Origin of the sequence: Staphylococcus massiliensis CCUG 55927 (assembly GCF_000298075.1) — a bacterium.
GTDB lineage: Bacteria > Bacillota > Bacilli > Staphylococcales > Staphylococcaceae > Staphylococcus > Staphylococcus massiliensis.
The window spans coordinates 1,639,338-1,657,059 of sequence record NZ_JH815593.1 but is presented as its reverse complement, the minus strand read 5'-3'; the positions used below and the strand labels follow the sequence as shown (position 1 = coordinate 1,657,059).

At 37.2% G+C, this 17,722-nt stretch carries 13 protein-coding genes and 2 tRNA genes; 14 read left to right on the top strand and 1 reads right to left on the bottom strand.

Translation table 11 applies throughout. The features are described 5' to 3' along the window. Positions 1-24: 24 nt before the first annotated feature. Together dnaB and A33S_RS0108145 are read left to right on the top strand one after the other, a co-directional pair. Entirely contained in the window at positions 25-1,422 is a 1,398-nt protein-coding gene (dnaB, locus tag A33S_RS0108150; RefSeq protein WP_009383251.1) for a replicative DNA helicase, read from the top strand. Between the two features lie 280 nt (positions 1,423-1,702). Beyond that, on the top strand, positions 1,703-2,986 hold the full coding sequence (locus tag A33S_RS0108145; protein WP_009383250.1) for an adenylosuccinate synthase: 1,284 nt from the start codon (positions 1,703-1,705) through the stop codon (positions 2,984-2,986). Between the two features lie 939 nt (positions 2,987-3,925). On the opposite strand, the gene A33S_RS0108140 is transcribed toward A33S_RS0108145, so the two are convergent. Continuing rightward, entirely contained in the window at positions 3,926-4,819 is an 894-nt protein-coding gene (locus A33S_RS0108140) for a YitT family protein (protein WP_009383248.1), read from the bottom strand. A gap of 110 nt (positions 4,820-4,929) precedes the next feature. On the opposite strand from A33S_RS0108140, the gene A33S_RS0108135 reads away from it, so the two are divergent. The 12 genes from A33S_RS0108135 to A33S_RS0108080 all read left to right on the top strand — a co-directional run bounded on the left by A33S_RS0108135 (position 4,930) and on the right by A33S_RS0108080 (position 17,722). Continuing rightward, positions 4,930-5,004 (top strand) — tRNA-Glu (locus A33S_RS0108135). Between the two features lie 5 nt (positions 5,005-5,009). Next, positions 5,010-5,082 (top strand) — tRNA-Asp (locus A33S_RS0108130). 263 nt (positions 5,083-5,345) lie between these two features. Then, entirely contained in the window at positions 5,346-6,047 is a 702-nt protein-coding gene (gene yycF / locus A33S_RS0108125; protein ID WP_009383246.1) for a response regulator YycF, read from the top strand. A 10-nt stretch (positions 6,048-6,057) separates the two neighbouring features. Further along, positions 6,058-7,902 (top strand): cell wall metabolism sensor histidine kinase WalK, encoded by a 1,845-nt coding sequence (walK, locus tag A33S_RS0108120; RefSeq protein ID WP_009383245.1) that lies wholly within the window; start codon positions 6,058-6,060, stop codon positions 7,900-7,902. Continuing rightward, the gene (locus tag A33S_RS0108115; protein ID WP_009383244.1) at positions 7,892-9,217 is read left to right on the top strand and encodes a YycH family regulatory protein; all 1,326 of its coding nucleotides are present in this window, start codon (positions 7,892-7,894) and stop codon (positions 9,215-9,217) included. The genes walK and A33S_RS0108115 overlap by 11 nt, the downstream gene beginning before the upstream one ends. Then, the gene (locus A33S_RS0108110; RefSeq protein ID WP_009383243.1) at positions 9,218-10,006 is read left to right on the top strand and encodes a two-component system regulatory protein YycI; all 789 of its coding nucleotides are present in this window, start codon (positions 9,218-9,220) and stop codon (positions 10,004-10,006) included. Between the two features lie 27 nt (positions 10,007-10,033). After that, positions 10,034-10,816, top strand: coding sequence for an MBL fold metallo-hydrolase (locus A33S_RS0108105; protein ID WP_009383241.1), 783 nt, complete (start codon positions 10,034-10,036; stop codon positions 10,814-10,816). 431 nt (positions 10,817-11,247) lie between these two features. Continuing rightward, positions 11,248-11,688, top strand: a complete 441-nt coding sequence (locus A33S_RS0108100; protein WP_009383239.1) for an ASCH domain-containing protein — start codon at positions 11,248-11,250, stop codon at positions 11,686-11,688. 445 nt (positions 11,689-12,133) lie between these two features. Further along, the gene (locus A33S_RS0108095; RefSeq protein ID WP_009383238.1) at positions 12,134-13,978 is read left to right on the top strand and encodes a 5'-nucleotidase C-terminal domain-containing protein; all 1,845 of its coding nucleotides are present in this window, start codon (positions 12,134-12,136) and stop codon (positions 13,976-13,978) included. 422 nt (positions 13,979-14,400) lie between these two features. Continuing rightward, positions 14,401-14,880 carry a 23S rRNA (pseudouridine(1915)-N(3))-methyltransferase RlmH gene (gene rlmH, locus A33S_RS0108090; protein WP_009383237.1) on the top strand — a complete coding sequence of 160 codons (480 nt, stop codon included), beginning with the start codon at positions 14,401-14,403 and terminating at the stop codon, positions 14,878-14,880. Between the two features lie 894 nt (positions 14,881-15,774). Beyond that, entirely contained in the window at positions 15,775-16,167 is a 393-nt protein-coding gene (locus tag A33S_RS12535) for a hypothetical protein (RefSeq protein WP_009383236.1), read from the top strand. Then, the gene (locus tag A33S_RS0108080; protein ID WP_327078780.1) at positions 16,157-17,722 is read left to right on the top strand and encodes a site-specific DNA-methyltransferase; all 1,566 of its coding nucleotides are present in this window, start codon (positions 16,157-16,159) and stop codon (positions 17,720-17,722) included. The genes A33S_RS12535 and A33S_RS0108080 overlap by 11 nt, the downstream gene beginning before the upstream one ends.

Genomic DNA, 17,722 nt, shown 5'->3' with positions numbered 1-17,722 from the left:
ACGTAAGGTAATGAGGTGCTCCGTATGGATGGTATGTATCAACAACAAAATCAAATGCCACATAACAATGAAGCAGAGCAGTCTGTACTTGGTGCAGTTCTCATTGATCCAGAACTGATTATAACAACTCAGGAAGTCTTACTTCCTGAGTCATTTTATCGTATGGCACATCAACACATCTTCCGTGCCATGATGAATTTAAATGAAGACGGCAAAGAGATCGACATCGTTACATTACTCGAACAACTCACGACTGAAGGTAAGCTCAGTGAGTCAGGTGGACCATCATATCTCGCTGAACTTGCGAATAACTTACCTACAACTCGTAACATCGATCATTATATCGACATCGTAATTAAGCATGCGATTAAGCGTAAGTTGATTTATGTTGCTGAGAGTATCGCAAATGATGGTTATAATGATGAGTTAGATTTAGAAGTCGTGTTAAATGACGCCGAAAAACGTATTCTTGATATTTCGTCTACACGTGAGAGTGACGGCTTTAAAGATATTCGTGACGTCTTAGGTGATGTGTACGATAATGCAGAATTGCTTGATCAGAATAGTGGTCAAACACCTGGTATCCCAACAGGGTACCGTGATTTAGATAATATGACAGCGGGCTTTAACCGCAATGATTTAATCATCTTAGCAGCAAGACCATCTGTCGGTAAGACTGCCTTCGCACTAAATATTGCGCAAAAGGTTGCGACACACGAAGATCAATTTACGGTAGGTATCTTTTCACTAGAAATGGGTGCTGACCAGCTCGCAACGCGTATGATTTGTAGTTCAGGTAACGTAGACTCAAACCGTTTACGTACCGGTACGATGACTGAAGAAGATTGGAATCGTTTCACGATTGCAGTCGGTAAGTTGTCACGTACGAAGATTTTCATCGATGATACGCCAGGTATTCGAATCACAGATATTAGATCAAAGTGTCGTCGTCTTAAACAAGAGCACGGCCTCGATATGATTGTGATCGACTACTTACAACTGATTCAAGGAAGCGGTTCTCGTATGTCAGATAACCGTCAACAAGAAGTGTCAGAGATTTCGCGTACATTGAAAGCTATCGCAAGAGAGATGGAGTGCCCTGTGATTGCACTCAGTCAGTTATCACGTGGTGTTGAACAGCGACAAGATAAACGACCTATGATGAGTGATATTCGTGAATCAGGGTCTATCGAGCAAGACGCGGATATTGTAGCTTTCTTATATCGTGAAGATTATTATAACCGTGGTGAAGATGACGACGATGAAGATGGCGACAACTTACCTCAAACGAATGATGATAATGGTGAGATTGAGATTATTATCGCCAAGCAACGTAACGGCCCTACAGGAACCGTTAAACTTCACTTCATGAAACAATATAATAAATTTACAGACATTGATTACGCACACGCAGAAATGTAATGCGAAGTATTTAACCGTACATTTAAAAGTTTTTATGCTTTAATGTACGGTTTTTGTATTGATTTATCGTTCATAATCATTCAGAAGTATGTATTTTTAAAAAGAATGTATTGAGCGATAAACGTTGTAACGACGGCCTTAGCGGGCTTTTGTTGGTTCGTAATCGCGGTGGCGCACGCCTTTTAAAAAGTCAAATAAATGTTCGTTTTTATGTTTGCAATTACAGAATAGTATTGGTAGAATACATATGGTTAAATGAGAAAAACTTGGAGGTGCTCTTATGTCATCAATCGTAGTTGTTGGGACACAATGGGGAGACGAAGGTAAAGGTAAAATCACAGATTTCTTAGCTGAACAAGCGGATGTAATCGCACGTTTTTCAGGCGGAAATAACGCGGGTCATACAATCAAGTTTGACGGTGAAACATATAAATTACATTTAGTACCATCTGGTATTTTCTATAAAGATAAATTAGCTGTTATCGGTAACGGCGTTGTAGTAGATCCAGTCGCATTATTAAAAGAGTTAGACGGCTTGAACGAACGCGGTGTATCAACAGATAATTTACGTATCTCAAACCGTGCTCAAGTTATCTTACCTTACCACATTAGACAAGATGAACTAGAAGAAGAGCGTCGTGGTGATAATAAAATTGGTACGACTAAAAAAGGTATCGGTCCAGCATATGTAGATAAAGCACATCGTATGGGTATCCGTATGGCAGACCTTTTAGATAAAGAAACATTCGAACAAATTCTTAAAACGAACCTTGATTATAAAAATGATTACTTCAAAGGTATGTTTAACGCTGAAGAAATCAAATTCGAAGACATCTTCGAAGCATACTATGAAGCGGGTCAACGTTTAAAACAATACGTTACAGACACTTCAAAAGTGCTTGACGATGCGTTTCAATCAGATGAGCGCGTATTATTCGAAGGTGCACAAGGTGTTATGTTAGATATCGACCACGGTACATATCCATTCGTTACATCAAGTAACCCAGTTGCAGGTAACGTTACAGTAGGTACTGGTGTAGGTCCAACATTCGTTTCTAAAGTAATCGGCGTATGTAAAGCATACACATCTCGAGTAGGTGACGGTCCATTCCCAACAGAACTATTCGATGAAGACGGTAACCACATCCGTGAAGTTGGCCGCGAATACGGTACAACAACAGGTCGTCCACGTCGTGTAGGTTGGTTCGACTCAGTTGTATTACGCCATTCACGTCGTGTAAGTGGTATCACAGACCTATCAATCAACTCAATCGACGTATTATCAGGTTTAGACACAGTTAAGATCTGTACAGCTTACGAGTTAGACGGTGAAGAAATTACAGAATACCCAGCTAACTTAAACACACTTAAGCGTTGTAAACCAATCTTCGAAGAGTTACCTGGTTGGAAAGAAGACATTACAGGTTGCCGCACGTTAGAAGAACTTCCTGAGAACGCACGTCGTTACCTAGAACGCATTTCAGAACTATGTAACGTTCACATCTCAATCTTCTCAGTAGGTCCAGACCGCAACCAAACAAACATGCTAGAGAAATTATGGTAAATTAGACGGACGGACGTCTTAAATATATCTAAGCCAGCAAAGTTCTATGACTTTGTTGGCTTTTTTCTTTTTGAAAATGGGGGCAGCGTGGTTAACGGGAATTAATAATTATACGGAAGGCCCCCTTATGCGAAAGAAAATAGAAACAATCGTGTAACGGGTTTGTTGCGCGAAAGAAAATAGAAACAATCGTGTAACGGGTTTGTTGCGCGAAAGAAAATAGAAACAATCGCATAACGGGTCTGTTACGCGAAAGAAAATAGAAACAATCGCATAAGGAGCCCGTTGTGCGAAAGAAAAAATAACAATCGCATAAGGAGTCCGTTACGCGAAAGAAATAAAAAACAATCGCATAATGGGGCCGTTGTGCGAAAGAAAAATAAAACAATCGCATAAGGGGTCTGTTACGCGAAAGAAAATAAAAACAATCGCATAACGAACCCGTTACCGTATAGAAATCTACATCAATACTTACACCTATAATTAAAATAATGAGAAATTTTCGGTTTCGAAAATTTTCCTTATCACAAAGACAGAGACAAACAAAGTAACAAGGACGCCTTATTACAAAGACAGAGACAAACAAAGTAACAAGGACGCCTTATTACAAAGACTGAGACAAACAATGTAACAAGGAAGCCATATCACAAAGGTTACCTCAAAATTGGTCTCCAGCTCCCGTACCCCAACCCCCATATCCAACCCAAAAAAAGAGCTACCCTAGACTTTAACGCCTAGGATAGCTATTCATAAGGAATGATACCGCAATTACGGTTTGAAAAAAATCAACTGTCAGAACAAGTTGATCTTGAGACAAATATCAACTAAGTCTCGTAACTATTTTATAAAAAAATTATTTAAATGTAAATTTATTTAGCGCCAAGCACCCATATATTACACAACAAACAAAACTTCATAAATTAAAAACTCGGACTAACTCTAGTGAATATCTTTTTTACGATGGTGACCGCCATAAACTTCTGAAACGTTACCTATGGATAGAAAGGCCTTTTCATCGAGTTCCATAACGATATCCTTGAGCTTCGCTTCTTCTAAACGCGTAATTACGCAGAAGACAACGCGACGATCTTCGCCTGAGTACGCACCTTCACCATGCAGATACGTGACGCCACGACCTAAACGTGCGTTAATTGCTTCACCAATCTCCTTGTACTCATCGCTAATGACCCAAACGGCCTTCGATTCGTCGATACCAAGTAAAATCGTATCAATCATTTTAAAAGCAATGAAGTACGCGATAACACTAAACATGGCACTTTCCCACGTGAAAATAAAACCAGCTACCGTAAAGATGAAGAAATTGATGATCATCACAATTTCTCCCACTGAAAATGGGACCTTCTTATTGATCAAGATGGATAAAATTTCTGTGCCGTCGAGTGAACCACCATAACGAATCACTAGACCGACGCCGATACCTAAAATTGCACCGCCGAAAATCGTAACTAAGAATTTCTCTTGAATAAATGGTGGAACAGGATGAAGTAAAGCGGTACTCACTGAAAGTACTGTGATTGCATAAAGTGTGGAAAGCGCAAAGGTCTTCCCGATTTGCTTATAACCTAAGAAGAAAAATGGCAGGTTTAATACGAAAATAAAGATACCAAGTTTTACCCCAGTTAAATGAGATAAGATAATGGAAATACCTACGATACCGCCATCAAGAAGCTTGTTAGGTACTAAAAAGAGTTCAAGCCCGACTGCCATTAAGACAGCACCGATAGTTAAAAAGATAAAGCGTTTAATAAATTGTTTTAGTGAAAACTTTTTCTTTCTCTCAGTATGTTCACCTTGTTTTAGCTGTGAATCCATACGATTTGCCTCCCTTTAAAACGCTATACTTAAAATTATACAAAAAATTTACAAAAAAATCTTGTCACTGCATATTTAATCATGCTATAATCTATCTTGTGCTTAAGAACGGCTCCTTGGTCAAGCGGTTAAGACACCGCCCTTTCACGGCGGTAACACGGGTTCGAGTCCCGTAGGAGTCACCATTTTAGGTCCCGTAGTGTAGCGGTTAACACGCCTGCCTGTCACGCAGGAGATCGCGGGTTCGATTCCCGTCGGGACCGTATGATGCTCACCCAATAGGGTGAGCATTTTTTTGTATTCTTATAAAATTTCAAAAAATATACTTTTTATACATAAACGGTCTTTACAAACCCTTTACGTAAGCAATTGACATCTTTATCAAGCATTCTAAAAAGCGTATAGCAATACAAATTTTTAGATAAGAAAATAGAATTTAATAGGAAGAAATGGTACATTATAAGGTAGGAGATTATGTAATTTACTTAATCGTTCAGTACTTCAATTTAGAAATGAGGTCAATAATATGGCAAGAAGAATTGTCGTTGTAGATGACGAAAAACCAATTGCTGACATTTTAGAATTTAATTTAAAAAAAGAAGGTTACGACGTGTATTGTGCCTATGATGGTAACGATGCCGTTGATTTAATTTATGATGTAGAGCCTGATATTGTGCTATTAGACATTATGCTTCCGGGACGTGACGGTATGGAAGTATGTCGTGAAGTGAGAAAGAAATTTGATATGCCAATTATCATGCTTACAGCTAAAGATTCAGAAATAGATAAAGTTTTAGGGCTAGAATTAGGTGCAGATGATTATGTAACGAAACCATTCAGTACGAGAGAATTAATTGCACGTGTAAAAGCAAATCTCCGTCGTCATTATGCACAACCAGCTCAAGAAACTGAAGAAACAACGAATGAAATTACAATTAAAGATATTGTAGTATACCCAGATGCGTATTCGATTAAAAAACGCGGTGAAGAAATTGAGTTAACACACCGTGAATTCGAATTATTCCACTATTTATCAAAACATATGGGTCAAGTTATGACACGTGAACACCTACTTCAAACGGTGTGGGGCTATGACTACTTTGGTGATGTACGTACAGTAGACGTAACAATCCGTCGTTTACGTGAAAAAATCGAAGACGATGCATCACATCCTGAATACATTGTTACAAGACGTGGCGTTGGATACTTTCTCCAACAACATGACTAGAGGTTAGTTTATGAAGTGGTTAAAACAATTTCAATCTCTTCACACTAAACTCGTTATTGTCTATGTACTACTGATCATCATAGGTATGCAGATTATTGGTTTATACTTTACGAATAGTCTGGAACATGAACTTGAGAATAACTTCAAAGACAATATGAATAACTATGCGACGCAATTGTCCTTTAACATAAAGAAAAAGTACACCAGCAAAGACGACTCGGACGAGTCTTTTCAATCAGAGGTGCAAACATTATTAAAGGACTATGCGAACCATAATGATATTTATGAAATCCGCTTCATTGATAATAATCAAGTCGTATTAGCCACTTCCCGTGGTGAAAATAAAAGTATTATCAATCAAAAGACGAAGTTGAGTTCTGTAAAAGAAGCGATTTCGTTCGGCGAAAAACGAGAAAGTAAGCAACTTAAAAAAATTTCGCCTAATGAAAGTAAGCAACAAATATGGGTTTCTAACGTCCCTGTTAAATCAGAGGACGGTAAGCTCATCGGTATCATTCATATCGAGAGTAAAATCTTTGAAGTATACGAACAATTAAAGAGCATTAACCAAATCTTCATCGTTGGTACAGCCATTTCGCTCTTCATTACAGTGATTCTCGGTTTCTTTATCGCACGTACGATTACAAAGCCAATTACGGACATGCGTAACCAAACGGTAGAGATGGCGAAAGGTAACTATAACCAGCGTGTTAAGATTTACGGTAATGACGAAATTGGTGAACTGGCGCTCGCATTCAACAACTTATCAAAACGCGTTCAAGAAGCACAGGCGAACCTTGAAAGTGAGAAGCGACGCCTAGATTCTGTAATCACGCATATGAGTGACGGGGTCATTGCGACTGACCGTCGTGGCCGCGTACGTATCGTGAATGACATGGCACTTAAGATGCTCGGGTTCGCGAAAGAAGACGTACAGGGCTACTACATTCTAAGTGTGCTTGACCTTGAAGAAGAGTTCTCACTTGATGAGATGCAAGAAAGTAACGATAGCTTCTTAATCGAAGTGAACGAAGAGGAAGGTATCATTGCACGTGTTAATTTTAGTACCATCGTACAGGATACTGGCTTTGTGACAGGTTACATTGCGGTATTACACGATGTTACGGAGCAACAACAAATCGAGCGTGAACGTCGCGAATTCGTTGCGAACGTGTCACACGAACTTAGAACGCCACTGACTTCAATGAACAGTTATATTGAAGCACTTGAAAGTGGTGCTTGGAAAGATAAAGATATCGCGCCTCAATTCCTATCTGTGACGCGTGAAGAAACAGAGCGTATGATTCGTCTTGTTAACGACCTCTTACATCTGTCTCGTATGGATAACCAGTCGGATCAGATCAATAAAGAGATTGTCGACTTTAACATGTTCATTCAAAAGATCATCAATCGTCACGAAATGGCCGCAAAAGACACGACCTTTGTCAGAGACATTCCGAACGAAACCATCTTTACTGAAATCGACCCTGATAAGATGACGCAGGTGTTCGACAACGTCATTTCAAACGCTACTAAATACTCTCGCGGCGAAAAACGCGTTGAGTTTCACGTGAAACAAAACACATTATACAATCGAATGACAATTCGTATTAAAGATAACGGTATTGGTATCCCAATTAACAAAGTTGATAAAATTTTCGACCGCTTCTTCCGTGTTGATAAAGCACGTACACGTAAAATGGGCGGTACTGGTTTAGGTCTCGCTATTTCAAAAGAAATCGTCGAAGCGCATAAAGGTCGTATTTGGGCAAACAGTGTGGAAGGTCAAGGTACATCGATCTTCATCACATTGCCGATAGAAGTTATTGAAGATGGTGATTGGGATGCAGAATAAAGAAATTTTCAAATCGATTCTACTCGGTATCCTCGTCATCACGAGTATCATACTGACATACAAGATATGGAACTTCACACCGAACCATAAAACCGATCAATTGGAAGAAGATAGCGTTGAAGAAAAGGCTATCGGTAAGCGCCACGATAAGCAAATCGAAAATGTTGTCGCGCCATTTCAACTTATCGATAAACAAGGCGAACGCGTTATGGGTATGCCTTACGATAGCAGCATCAACTTAGCGCCGTTATTTAACGAACATACTATCAAGAAGACGAAATACTATAAGGCACATCCGAGTCTCGTGATTCCAGAGTTAAGTGATCAAAACTTAGTACTCGATTTCACGTTCGAAATGCCGGTTTCAATGTACGTTTCACGTGTCTTAGGACTTGAAGAAGGCGAGTTTCCGAAACACTTTAATATGGACCGTCTTATCATCGATTACACGGCCAACAAGAATGTAACGTTATACGCCGTTTCGAAAGATAAGGAAAAAGCGATGCGTATTGATACGACTCTTGATAGCGCTAAAATCAAGTCACTCAAAGCTGAATTTGAAGACGACATGACACCTTATTCAGAGATTCTGACTGGCAAGAAAGTTCAAGATCAAGCGACATATCTTTACGCCACTGAAAAGCCCAAAGACCTTAAGACTTACCGCAGTGTACTCAAGAAAATTAGCATCGACGACTTAAACTCACTTCTACTTGGTAACACAGCAATCGTACACAGCTCTAGAAGAGGCTATACGACTTACAACACGACAACAGGTGTTGCTGAATACAATCACGCGGTTGAAATGTATAAGTATAAAAACTTATCTGAAAGCGAGTCTAAAGTCACAGACATGCGTACCAATATTCCAGCGACCTTCAACTTTATCAATTCACAAGGTGGCTATACGGATGAGTTTAGGCTTTTCAACACGGATGAACAATCAGGTAAGTTATCGTACCTGATGTATGCGTATAATCGCCCTGTGTTCCAAAAGAATGGCCTCAGCTTAATAGACATTACTTGGGGTGAGAAAGGTATCTTTGGTTATCGCCGCGGTCTGTTAAAGATGAATGTAAGCGTCGACAATGGTGCTGCAGAAACTGAGCTACCTTCAGCAGAGGAAGTGAGCGATAAGTTATCGCAAAATCCTAAAATCTACCCTTCAAAAATATCGAATATGGCAGTATCCTACGACATGCGCGTTGAACATAGTGATGACATTGATTCCCAGAAGAACGCTAAATTAATACCGAAGTGGTTTGTGAAATATGATGGCGAATGGCTCGAGTATGATGACGGGAGGTTACGATAAATGAACTGGAAACTAGCGAAGACACTATTTATTATCGTATTTATTCTCGTCAATATCGGTCTAGCCATTGCCTATATCAATAAGATCAATAGTTCGAAGGTCTTCGAAGAGGAAAAGACCACTGAGCTAGATTTTGATGAAGAAAACATACAAATTCTCAATAAATTACCAGATGTTGATGACGTTAAAATGCAATTGATAACAGGTAAGACGAAGGATTTCGAATCATATGCGAAATCACGTTCAAATGTTAAACTCAATCATGGTGACGAAACGATAGACGTTCATATGGAGCATCCAATTGACTTTTCGGAAAAGGAAATTAGTCCATTGAAGCGCTATATCGATAAACACGTCTATCACGGGAAAGATTACCAGTTTAAATCTTCCTCGAAGAACCGAGTTGTATTTGAACAAACGTACTCAGACTACCCAATCATGAATAATTCTAAAGCGCTTATCATATTTAAGATAGATAAGGATAAGAGGGTTAAAATGTTTACGCAGTCTTACATGGGTAAAGTTGAGCCTTCAGAAGGTGCGAATAACGTTGAAAAACAAGTTATTTCACCTAAAAAAGCTTTAGATGAACTTTATTACAATCGTTATCTCATTTCAGGTGATAAAGTCAAAAACGTCAGACTTGGTTACTACTCATTCGTTAGAGAACCAAGCGTACAAGTCCTTCAACCAAACTGGGAAGTTGTGATTGAAGCGGACAACGAAACGAAGACCTACTACATTGAAGCGACATCAAACAATCCTAAAATTATCGAACAAAAAGAATAGAATAGAAAGGGTGATCACTTGATACGTATGAGTGTACTGGCAAGTGGTAGTACAGGCAACGCCACTTATGTAGAAAGTGATAAAGGAAGTCTACTCGTCGACGTAGGCTTAACAGGTAAGAAGATGGAAGCCCTGTTCCAGAAGATTGACCGCAGTATCAAAGATTTAAACGGTATCCTCGTGACACACGAGCACGTGGACCACATTAAAGGTCTAGGCGTTATCGCGCGTAAATACGGCTTACCGATTTATGCGAACGAGAAGACATGGACGCAAATTGAGAAGAAAGATAGCCGAATCCCGACTGATCAAAAGTTTATCTTCAATCCATATGAAACGAAATCTCTAGCAGGATTTGATATCGAGTCATTCAACGTGTCACACGACGCCATTGACCCGCAATTTTACATCTTTCATAACGACTATAAGAAATTCACGATGATCACCGACACAGGTTACGTGTCAGACCGCATGAAAGGCATGATTCGTGGCAGTGATGCGTTCGTATTCGAAAGTAATCACGACGTCGATATGCTTCGTATGTGTCGCTATCCTTGGAAGACGAAACAGCGTATTCTAAGCGACATGGGTCACGTGTCGAACGAGGACGCTGGCCACGCTATGAGCGACGTCATTACAGGTCACACGAAGCGCATTTACTTATCACACCTATCGCAAGATAATAATATGAAAGACCTAGCACGCATGAGTGTCGGTCAAGTGTTGAACGAGCATGACATCTGTACAACGAATGATGTGAAGCTTTGCGACACTGACAAGGCCGAACCGACTCCAATTTATACGTTATAATACGGACATGATGCACCTGGAATGTTGTTTCCGGGTGCTTTTTTTCGCCTTTTTTTGAAAATGGGTGCAAGAGACGTAACGTGATTGTAAGAGTTGAGTAGGCGGGTTTTGTGATCCTTTTATTATTGGAAAAGCCCTGTAAGTACACGTGCGTTAAATTAAGTTTATTTGTTGAAAAGCCCTCTAAGCAACTATGCGTTTTATAGAGCTAAACCCAAAGTGGTTACTTTCTTATTAGAGGTAGCATACGCCTTCTACGAAAAGCGCCCGTATTTGATTGCTTTAAAGTATCATCGAGCTCAGCTTGCACGACGTCGAATAATCCCCTCAAGGTCACACTGAAGTTTGAGTGCAGTTAGTATGACGGACGTGTCAAAACATTGATTATGACGGGCTTTTTAATTAAGATAATAAAAAAGGAGATGATGACGATGGACGTAAAAACGTATTGGGAAAAATTTACGAATGAGTTTCCTGAATATAAGAACAAAGCGTATACATCTTGGGCTTTTGGCGTAGATAGCGACCACTTAGTACAACTCGTGAAAGACGGCACTAAAACAGCGACAACGAGTGCACTCACGATGTATCGCCTTGATGACGAACCAATGCCTGAAACAGGCGATGTTAGTATCATACTAGAATCTAACGATGAGCCTGTATGCATCATCGAAAATATCGCCGTCTATCAAAAGCCATTTAAAGAAATTGATGAGGACTTTGCTTTCAAAGAAGGTGAAGGCGATCGGTCGCTTTCTTATTGGCGACAAGCACATATCGCTTTCTTCGAACCATACTACGCGGACTACGACATCTCATTTAATGAAGACGAAATCATGGTCTGTGAAGAATTTAAATGCATTTATCAATAATATTGACAGAGTGGGTTATAAAAACAATTCTTTTAAACAGCATGCTTTCCTGTAAAGTTCAACTCGAATTTTATATTCGATAGTTGAACTTACAAAGAAGCTTTAGCTTCTTTGTTTATAACAATGCAAGCCCCGGCTTGCATAGCTTGTTAATTTGCTTGCGCATAAAGCTCAACTCGAATTCTCGATTCGTTAGTTGATCTTACAAAGAAGCATGAGCTTCTTTGTTCTTTAAAATTTGCCGGGGCCCCGCCCTCTGAGTCAGCTGTTTAAGAATTGTATTAAATAGAGTAATTAAGCTCATTTAAAATCTTACGTCCCTGTCTGTATCAAATAGAAAATTTCTGTTCAAAATAATTTAATTATATTTACATAATTTTTAGAATCACACGCGACTTTGCGTGATACGATAGTTATGGATTAAAAAAGTATAGGAGGAATGTTTATGAAATCCACTTTTCTTAAAGTAGTGGGTGTCGTAATGATGTTATTAAGTGTCCTAACTTTACATAACTTCGCTAACGCTGCGGACACAAATCAAGATACGACAGCAGAAGGTCAACACAAGATTCTACATACTAATGACATGCATGGTCGCTTAGAACAAGAAGACGGTCGCGTAATTGGGATGGCTAAATTAAAGACAATCAAAGAACAAGAGAACCCTGACTTAACATTAGATGCTGCGGATGCTTTCCAAGGTCTTCCTTTATCTAACGAATCTAAAGGTGAAGAAATGGCTAAAGTCATGAACGCAGTTGGTTATGATGCAATGACAGTTGGTAACCACGAATTCGACTTCGGGTTTGATCAATTAAAGAAATTAGAAAGCATGCTTGATTTTCCAATCGTAACAGCAAACGTTTATAAAGACGGTAAACCTGCATTCAAGAAATCGACAATCGTTGAAAAGAACGGTAAGAAATACGGTATCGTAGGTGTGACAACACCTCAAACTAAGACAACAACTTCTCCAGAAGGTATTAAAGGCGTTGAATTTAAAGACCCAGAATCAACTGTTACAGAAGAAATTAAACGTATTCAAGACGATGTAGATAGCATTATCGTCCTTTCACACATGGGTGTTAACCCTTCAACTAAGAAAGAATGGCGCGGGGATTACTTAACAGAGCAACTTAGCAAGAATGAATCACTTAAACGCCCTATCACAGTTATTGACGGTCACTCTCACACAGTTATCGAGAATGGTCAGCAATATGGTGATAGCCTACTTGCTCAAACAGGTGCAACACTTCAAAACGTAGGTATCATTTCTTACGACTTCAAAGATGGTAAGATGAACAACCTTAAATCACGTTTAATTCACGAAGAAGATACGAAAGACGTGAAGCCTAATGAAGCATTAGCTGCTCAAGTTGAAAAGGCTTCTAAGGAATTCGACAAGAAAACGTCAGAAGTTATCATTGAGAACAATCCAGTGCACTTTGACCATTACAACAACGAAGGGCCAGCTCAAGAAACAAACTTAGGTCACGCAATTGCAGACGCAATGGAACAATACGGTCAAACGAAATTCAGTCAGCCTTCAGACTTCGCTATCACAAATGCTGGTGGTATCCGTGAAGAAATTCGCACAGGCGAAGTGACGTTAAAAGATATCATCACAGTACTTCCTTTCGGTAACAGAATGGCACAAATCGATCTTAAAGGTTCAGATGTTAAAGCTGCATTCGAACATAGCTTAGGCGGTCCAGTTGAAACGAAAGACGGTAAGAAGAAATTAGCTGGAAGCGGCGGCTACTTACAAGTTTCAGATTCAATCCGCGTACATTATGATTTAGATAAACCAGATGGTGAACGTGTTACAAGCATTAAAGTGTTAAATAAAGAAACTAAGAAATTTGAAGCATTAGACGAGTCACGTACTTACCACATTGCGACAAACGATTTCACAGCACGTGGCGGTGATGGTTACGAAATGTTTAAGAAGAGCGATGTTGAAGAAGGTCTTTCTCTAGAAAAAGTCTTCGCAGACTATTTAAAAGACACTGACCTAAGTCAATATCAGAAACCAGAAGAAGATCGTGTGATTTACGGTGAAGCCGAATCAAACGAAGACACTGGTGACAATACAGGTGAACAAGAAGAAACTAACAAACACCCTGGTAAGCATAATGGCAACGGTCATGGTAAACCAGGCAACGGTGAACATCCTAGCGATAAAGCACCAGGTAAACAAAAACATAATCCAGGTGAGCCAGGAAGTCATGGTAAAGGCCATCACAAAGAACTACCTAACGCTGGTTCAATCAACGGCCAAGCAGCATAATTAAGATTGTTACGAACTACCGACGCTTTTGCGTTGGTAGTTTTTTATATGTAAATCGCACAAAAGAGGTAAATCATTTATCTATATTTTAGTAGCTATAATTTATCATATACATAACACAAAATTCAGACACGTTGATATAATTGAGTTTATAAATAATGTGAATAAGTATGTAAGACGGAAGGGAAAGTTATTCACACACTTATTCCAAGTTATCCATATTTATAAACAATCCACATGTGGATACCCACATTATACACAGAGTTATCCACATAATCACAGGTTTATCCATAGATTTTGTGAATAGTATCAATCAATTTCTAAAAATCTGTATACATTATTGGTATAATAAGAGAGAAACGTGTGCACAAGTGAATAACTTGTGGATAACTAGGATAAAATTACAGGTTCGGAGGATACTTATGAAGATTACGATTTTAACTGTTGGTAAGTTAAAGGAGAAATTCTGGAAACAGGCCATAGCTGAGTATGAAAAGCGCTTATCAGGTTATACCAAAATAGAGATAATTGAAGTGCCCGATGAAAAAGCCCCAGAAAATTTAAGCGACAAAGAAGTTGAACAAGTCAGACAAAAAGAAGGCGAACGACTACTCGCTAAGATTAAACCTCAATCAACAGTAATCACTCTAGAAATTGAAGGCAAGATGCTAAGTTCTGAAGCACTTGCATCTGAACTTGATCAACGTATGACACGAGGCCAAAGCGACTTCACTTTTGTTATCGGTGGGTCTAACGGTCTGTCTAAAGAAGTCTTAAATCGTAGCGATTTTAGATTATCATTTAGTAAGATGACATTTCCTCACCAGATGATGCGCGTGATATTAATAGAACAAGTTTATCGTGCTTTTAAGATTATGCGCGGTGAGAGTTATCATAAGTGATACATTTAATTTAGCCACTATGTAGATATGTTTTAGATGCATAATATTGTTAGAATTTATAAAAAATTAATAAAAATTTCGTTTTAAGATAATACCCATATTTATTATAGTTCAATGAAGATAGGTGTTTTTATCTTAAATTTATTAATTGAATAATTTCAACACTAAAGTCCAATATGTGTTGAAGAAGATTTCTATTTTCTTCTGTATTCAAAACTTTGTGTTTATCTTTTACATTATTCAATAATTCATCCGAGTTCTTTTTCAATGTTTTTTAGTACATTTTTGGCATTTTATTTAAATGCTTTAGGGTCGGAAATAAAGGTATTAGAGTTTGCCACATTACCCATATTATTTATCATTTGTTTTATGATTATCTGATAATATCCCTGATAAGCAACCTCTATCGAGGACTTTATTGACAAGTCTTCAACTTGATGTGAGATTTGTTTATCTTAGTTTTGTTTAATATCTACTATAAAAGTATTTAAAGCTCCATCAAAATAGCTTTCTTTATCATTATTTTAATCTGAAATCGTACCTTAGACATTCAATTATTGATTTGAAATTAGAATATCATCAACATTTAGTTGTTACTTTTTCTTCATAAGCTTTATAAATACCTGTTAAAGCAATCTTCTATGTTACTTGATCGACAAAAGCTATTTGTATATGCATTTATAATTTCTGCCAGTATGACAGCATTTTAATGTTATTCGGATGTAACTTTCATAATGTTATAAGGTGTATCAAATTTCACATCAACCCCCCTTATCTCATTTTTATGTTCAATCGTTAAACTTCAATAAATAAAACTTAGGTTACTTTTTGGGTGTGTATTAGAAAGTTATAGATGTGTTAAAATTAAATAAATGATAATTTAGGGGTGTTACAGTGATTAAAGATAACTTAAACTTTAATAATACGGTAAGTGAAAACAATGTTTTTTTAGAAGAATTGAGGGAGAAATTGCCTAATTACTTTAGAAGTAATGTTTATGACGAAGAAGGAAATTTAATTGAATTAGGTGGTTTTGACCTTGAAAAATTTAATAATAATATTAAAAATTCACAGCAATCATTGTTTAGTTCAAGTTATACTTTAAATTTTGTAGGTAAAAATTACGCAAAAAAACAGGCTGGTGAAAAGTCAACATCTATTATAGTGCCAAATAAAAAAATTAATTTTAAAAACAAAAATGAGAATTTAATTTTTTCAGGTGATAATTTAGAAGTTTTACGTCACTTACAAAATAATTATCAAAATAGAATAGAATATATATATTGATCCACCTTATAATACAGGATCTGATGGTTTTACGTATCCGGATAAATTTGAATATAGTGATGAAAAATTAATTGAAATATTTAATTTATCTAACGAAGAATTAATTAGATTTAAATCAATACAAGGAAAATCTAATCATTCTGCGTGGTTAGCATTTATGTATCCAAGGCTATTATTAGCCAGAAAGCTACTTACAGAATCTGGGAAAATCAGTGTATCAATTGATGAAAACGAATTTGCAACTTTGAAAGTATTATTAGATGAAATTTTTGGTGAATCCTCATTTGTTGGTGATATTATAAGAAAAACTAAATCTACTACAAATGATTCTTCGACTGGTTTTAACCAACAACATGAACACACCTTGATATATGCTAAAAATATTAATCAGGTAAAAATGAAAGGTGATGCTAAAGAATTTGGAAATTATAAAAATATTGATAATGATCCTAATGGCCCGTGGGCATCAGATAATCCAAGTGCTAGAAGTGGAAGTAAAAATGCACTGTTTGAAATTAAGAATCCCTATACGGGAACTATCGATTTTCCGCCTAAAGGTAGATATTGGGCTTTTTCTAAAACAACTTTTGAGAACTGGGTTGAATCAGGAAAAGTGAAATTTAAGAAGGAAGTAAAGGGTTCAGAAAGAGGATTTATTGTGAAAAAATATTTGAAAGATATAAAAAACAAAAATAATCCAGTGAATTCACTCTTTGGTGTTGATAATAAATTTATGAATCAAGTGGCTACTAAGTATTTAGTGAACCTATTTGATGGTGAGTCTTTATTTACAAGTCCCAAACCAGTAGAATTTGTTGAAAAATTAGTTAGATACTTTTCAGATGAAAATTCAATAATATTAGATTTCTTTGGCGGATCAGGTACGACAGCTGAAGCGGTAATTGAAGCTAATATAAAAGAAGAAGCAAATAGAAAATATATTATAGTCCAAATCCCTGAGAAAACTTATAGTGTTACTGAAGACAATATAAAAGTTCCTGATTCCTCTAATGAAAGGCTCTTTGAGTTAGGTTATAAGAGCATTGATGAATTAACTTTAAGTCGTATTAATAAAATTTATGAAAAAAATAGAGAAAAAAACCTAGAGTTATATAAACATTACTTTGTAGTTGCTCCCCCAATCAGTGTTTTAGATAAAATTGAGAATTTTGAAAATCTTGGTCTTGATTTATTTGATAATATGATTGATATTTTTTCAAGCAAAAACTTGGGGTTAGAAGGTGAAGCAACTGGTGAAGAAGTTATAATGCAGAATTGGTTAGTACAAGATAACTATGATTTTAATACAAATATAACTAAGTTAACTATTCTTGACTACGAAGCTAATTATATTGAGCATTCAAGGTTATATTTAATCAAAGAAGGTTGGCGTAGTAAAAATACAAAAGAATTGGTTAATTTAATAGGTAATAATAAATTACTCTTGCAAAATATTATATTATACGGCTATTCTTTTGGATTAGAGGAAACTAGAGAATTAGAAATAGCTCTAAATCAATTAGATAATAAAGTTAATCTAATAAAGAGGTTTTAA

Excerpts from the sequence above, each read along its gene's own strand:
- A33S_RS0108105 (WP_009383241.1), top strand. The coding sequence starts at position 10,034 with ATGAGTGTACTGGCAAGTGGTAGTACAGGCAACGCCACTTATGTAGAA.
- A33S_RS0108095 (WP_009383238.1), top strand. The coding sequence starts at position 12,134 with ATGAAATCCACTTTTCTTAAAGTAGTGGGTGTCGTAATGATGTTATTA.
- A33S_RS0108110 (WP_009383243.1), top strand. The coding sequence starts at position 9,218 with ATGAACTGGAAACTAGCGAAGACACTATTTATTATCGTATTTATTCTC.
- yycF (WP_009383246.1), top strand. The coding sequence starts at position 5,346 with ATGGCAAGAAGAATTGTCGTTGTAGATGACGAAAAACCAATTGCTGAC.
- A33S_RS0108145 (WP_009383250.1), top strand. The coding sequence starts at position 1,703 with ATGTCATCAATCGTAGTTGTTGGGACACAATGGGGAGACGAAGGTAAA.
- A33S_RS0108140 (WP_009383248.1), bottom strand. The coding sequence starts at position 4,819 with ATGGATTCACAGCTAAAACAAGGTGAACATACTGAGAGAAAGAAAAAG.
- A33S_RS0108100 (WP_009383239.1), top strand. The coding sequence starts at position 11,248 with ATGGACGTAAAAACGTATTGGGAAAAATTTACGAATGAGTTTCCTGAA.
- dnaB (WP_009383251.1), top strand. The coding sequence starts at position 25 with ATGGATGGTATGTATCAACAACAAAATCAAATGCCACATAACAATGAA.
- walK (WP_009383245.1), top strand. The coding sequence starts at position 6,058 with ATGAAGTGGTTAAAACAATTTCAATCTCTTCACACTAAACTCGTTATT.
- rlmH (WP_009383237.1), top strand. The coding sequence starts at position 14,401 with ATGAAGATTACGATTTTAACTGTTGGTAAGTTAAAGGAGAAATTCTGG.
- A33S_RS0108115 (WP_009383244.1), top strand. The coding sequence starts at position 7,892 with ATGCAGAATAAAGAAATTTTCAAATCGATTCTACTCGGTATCCTCGTC.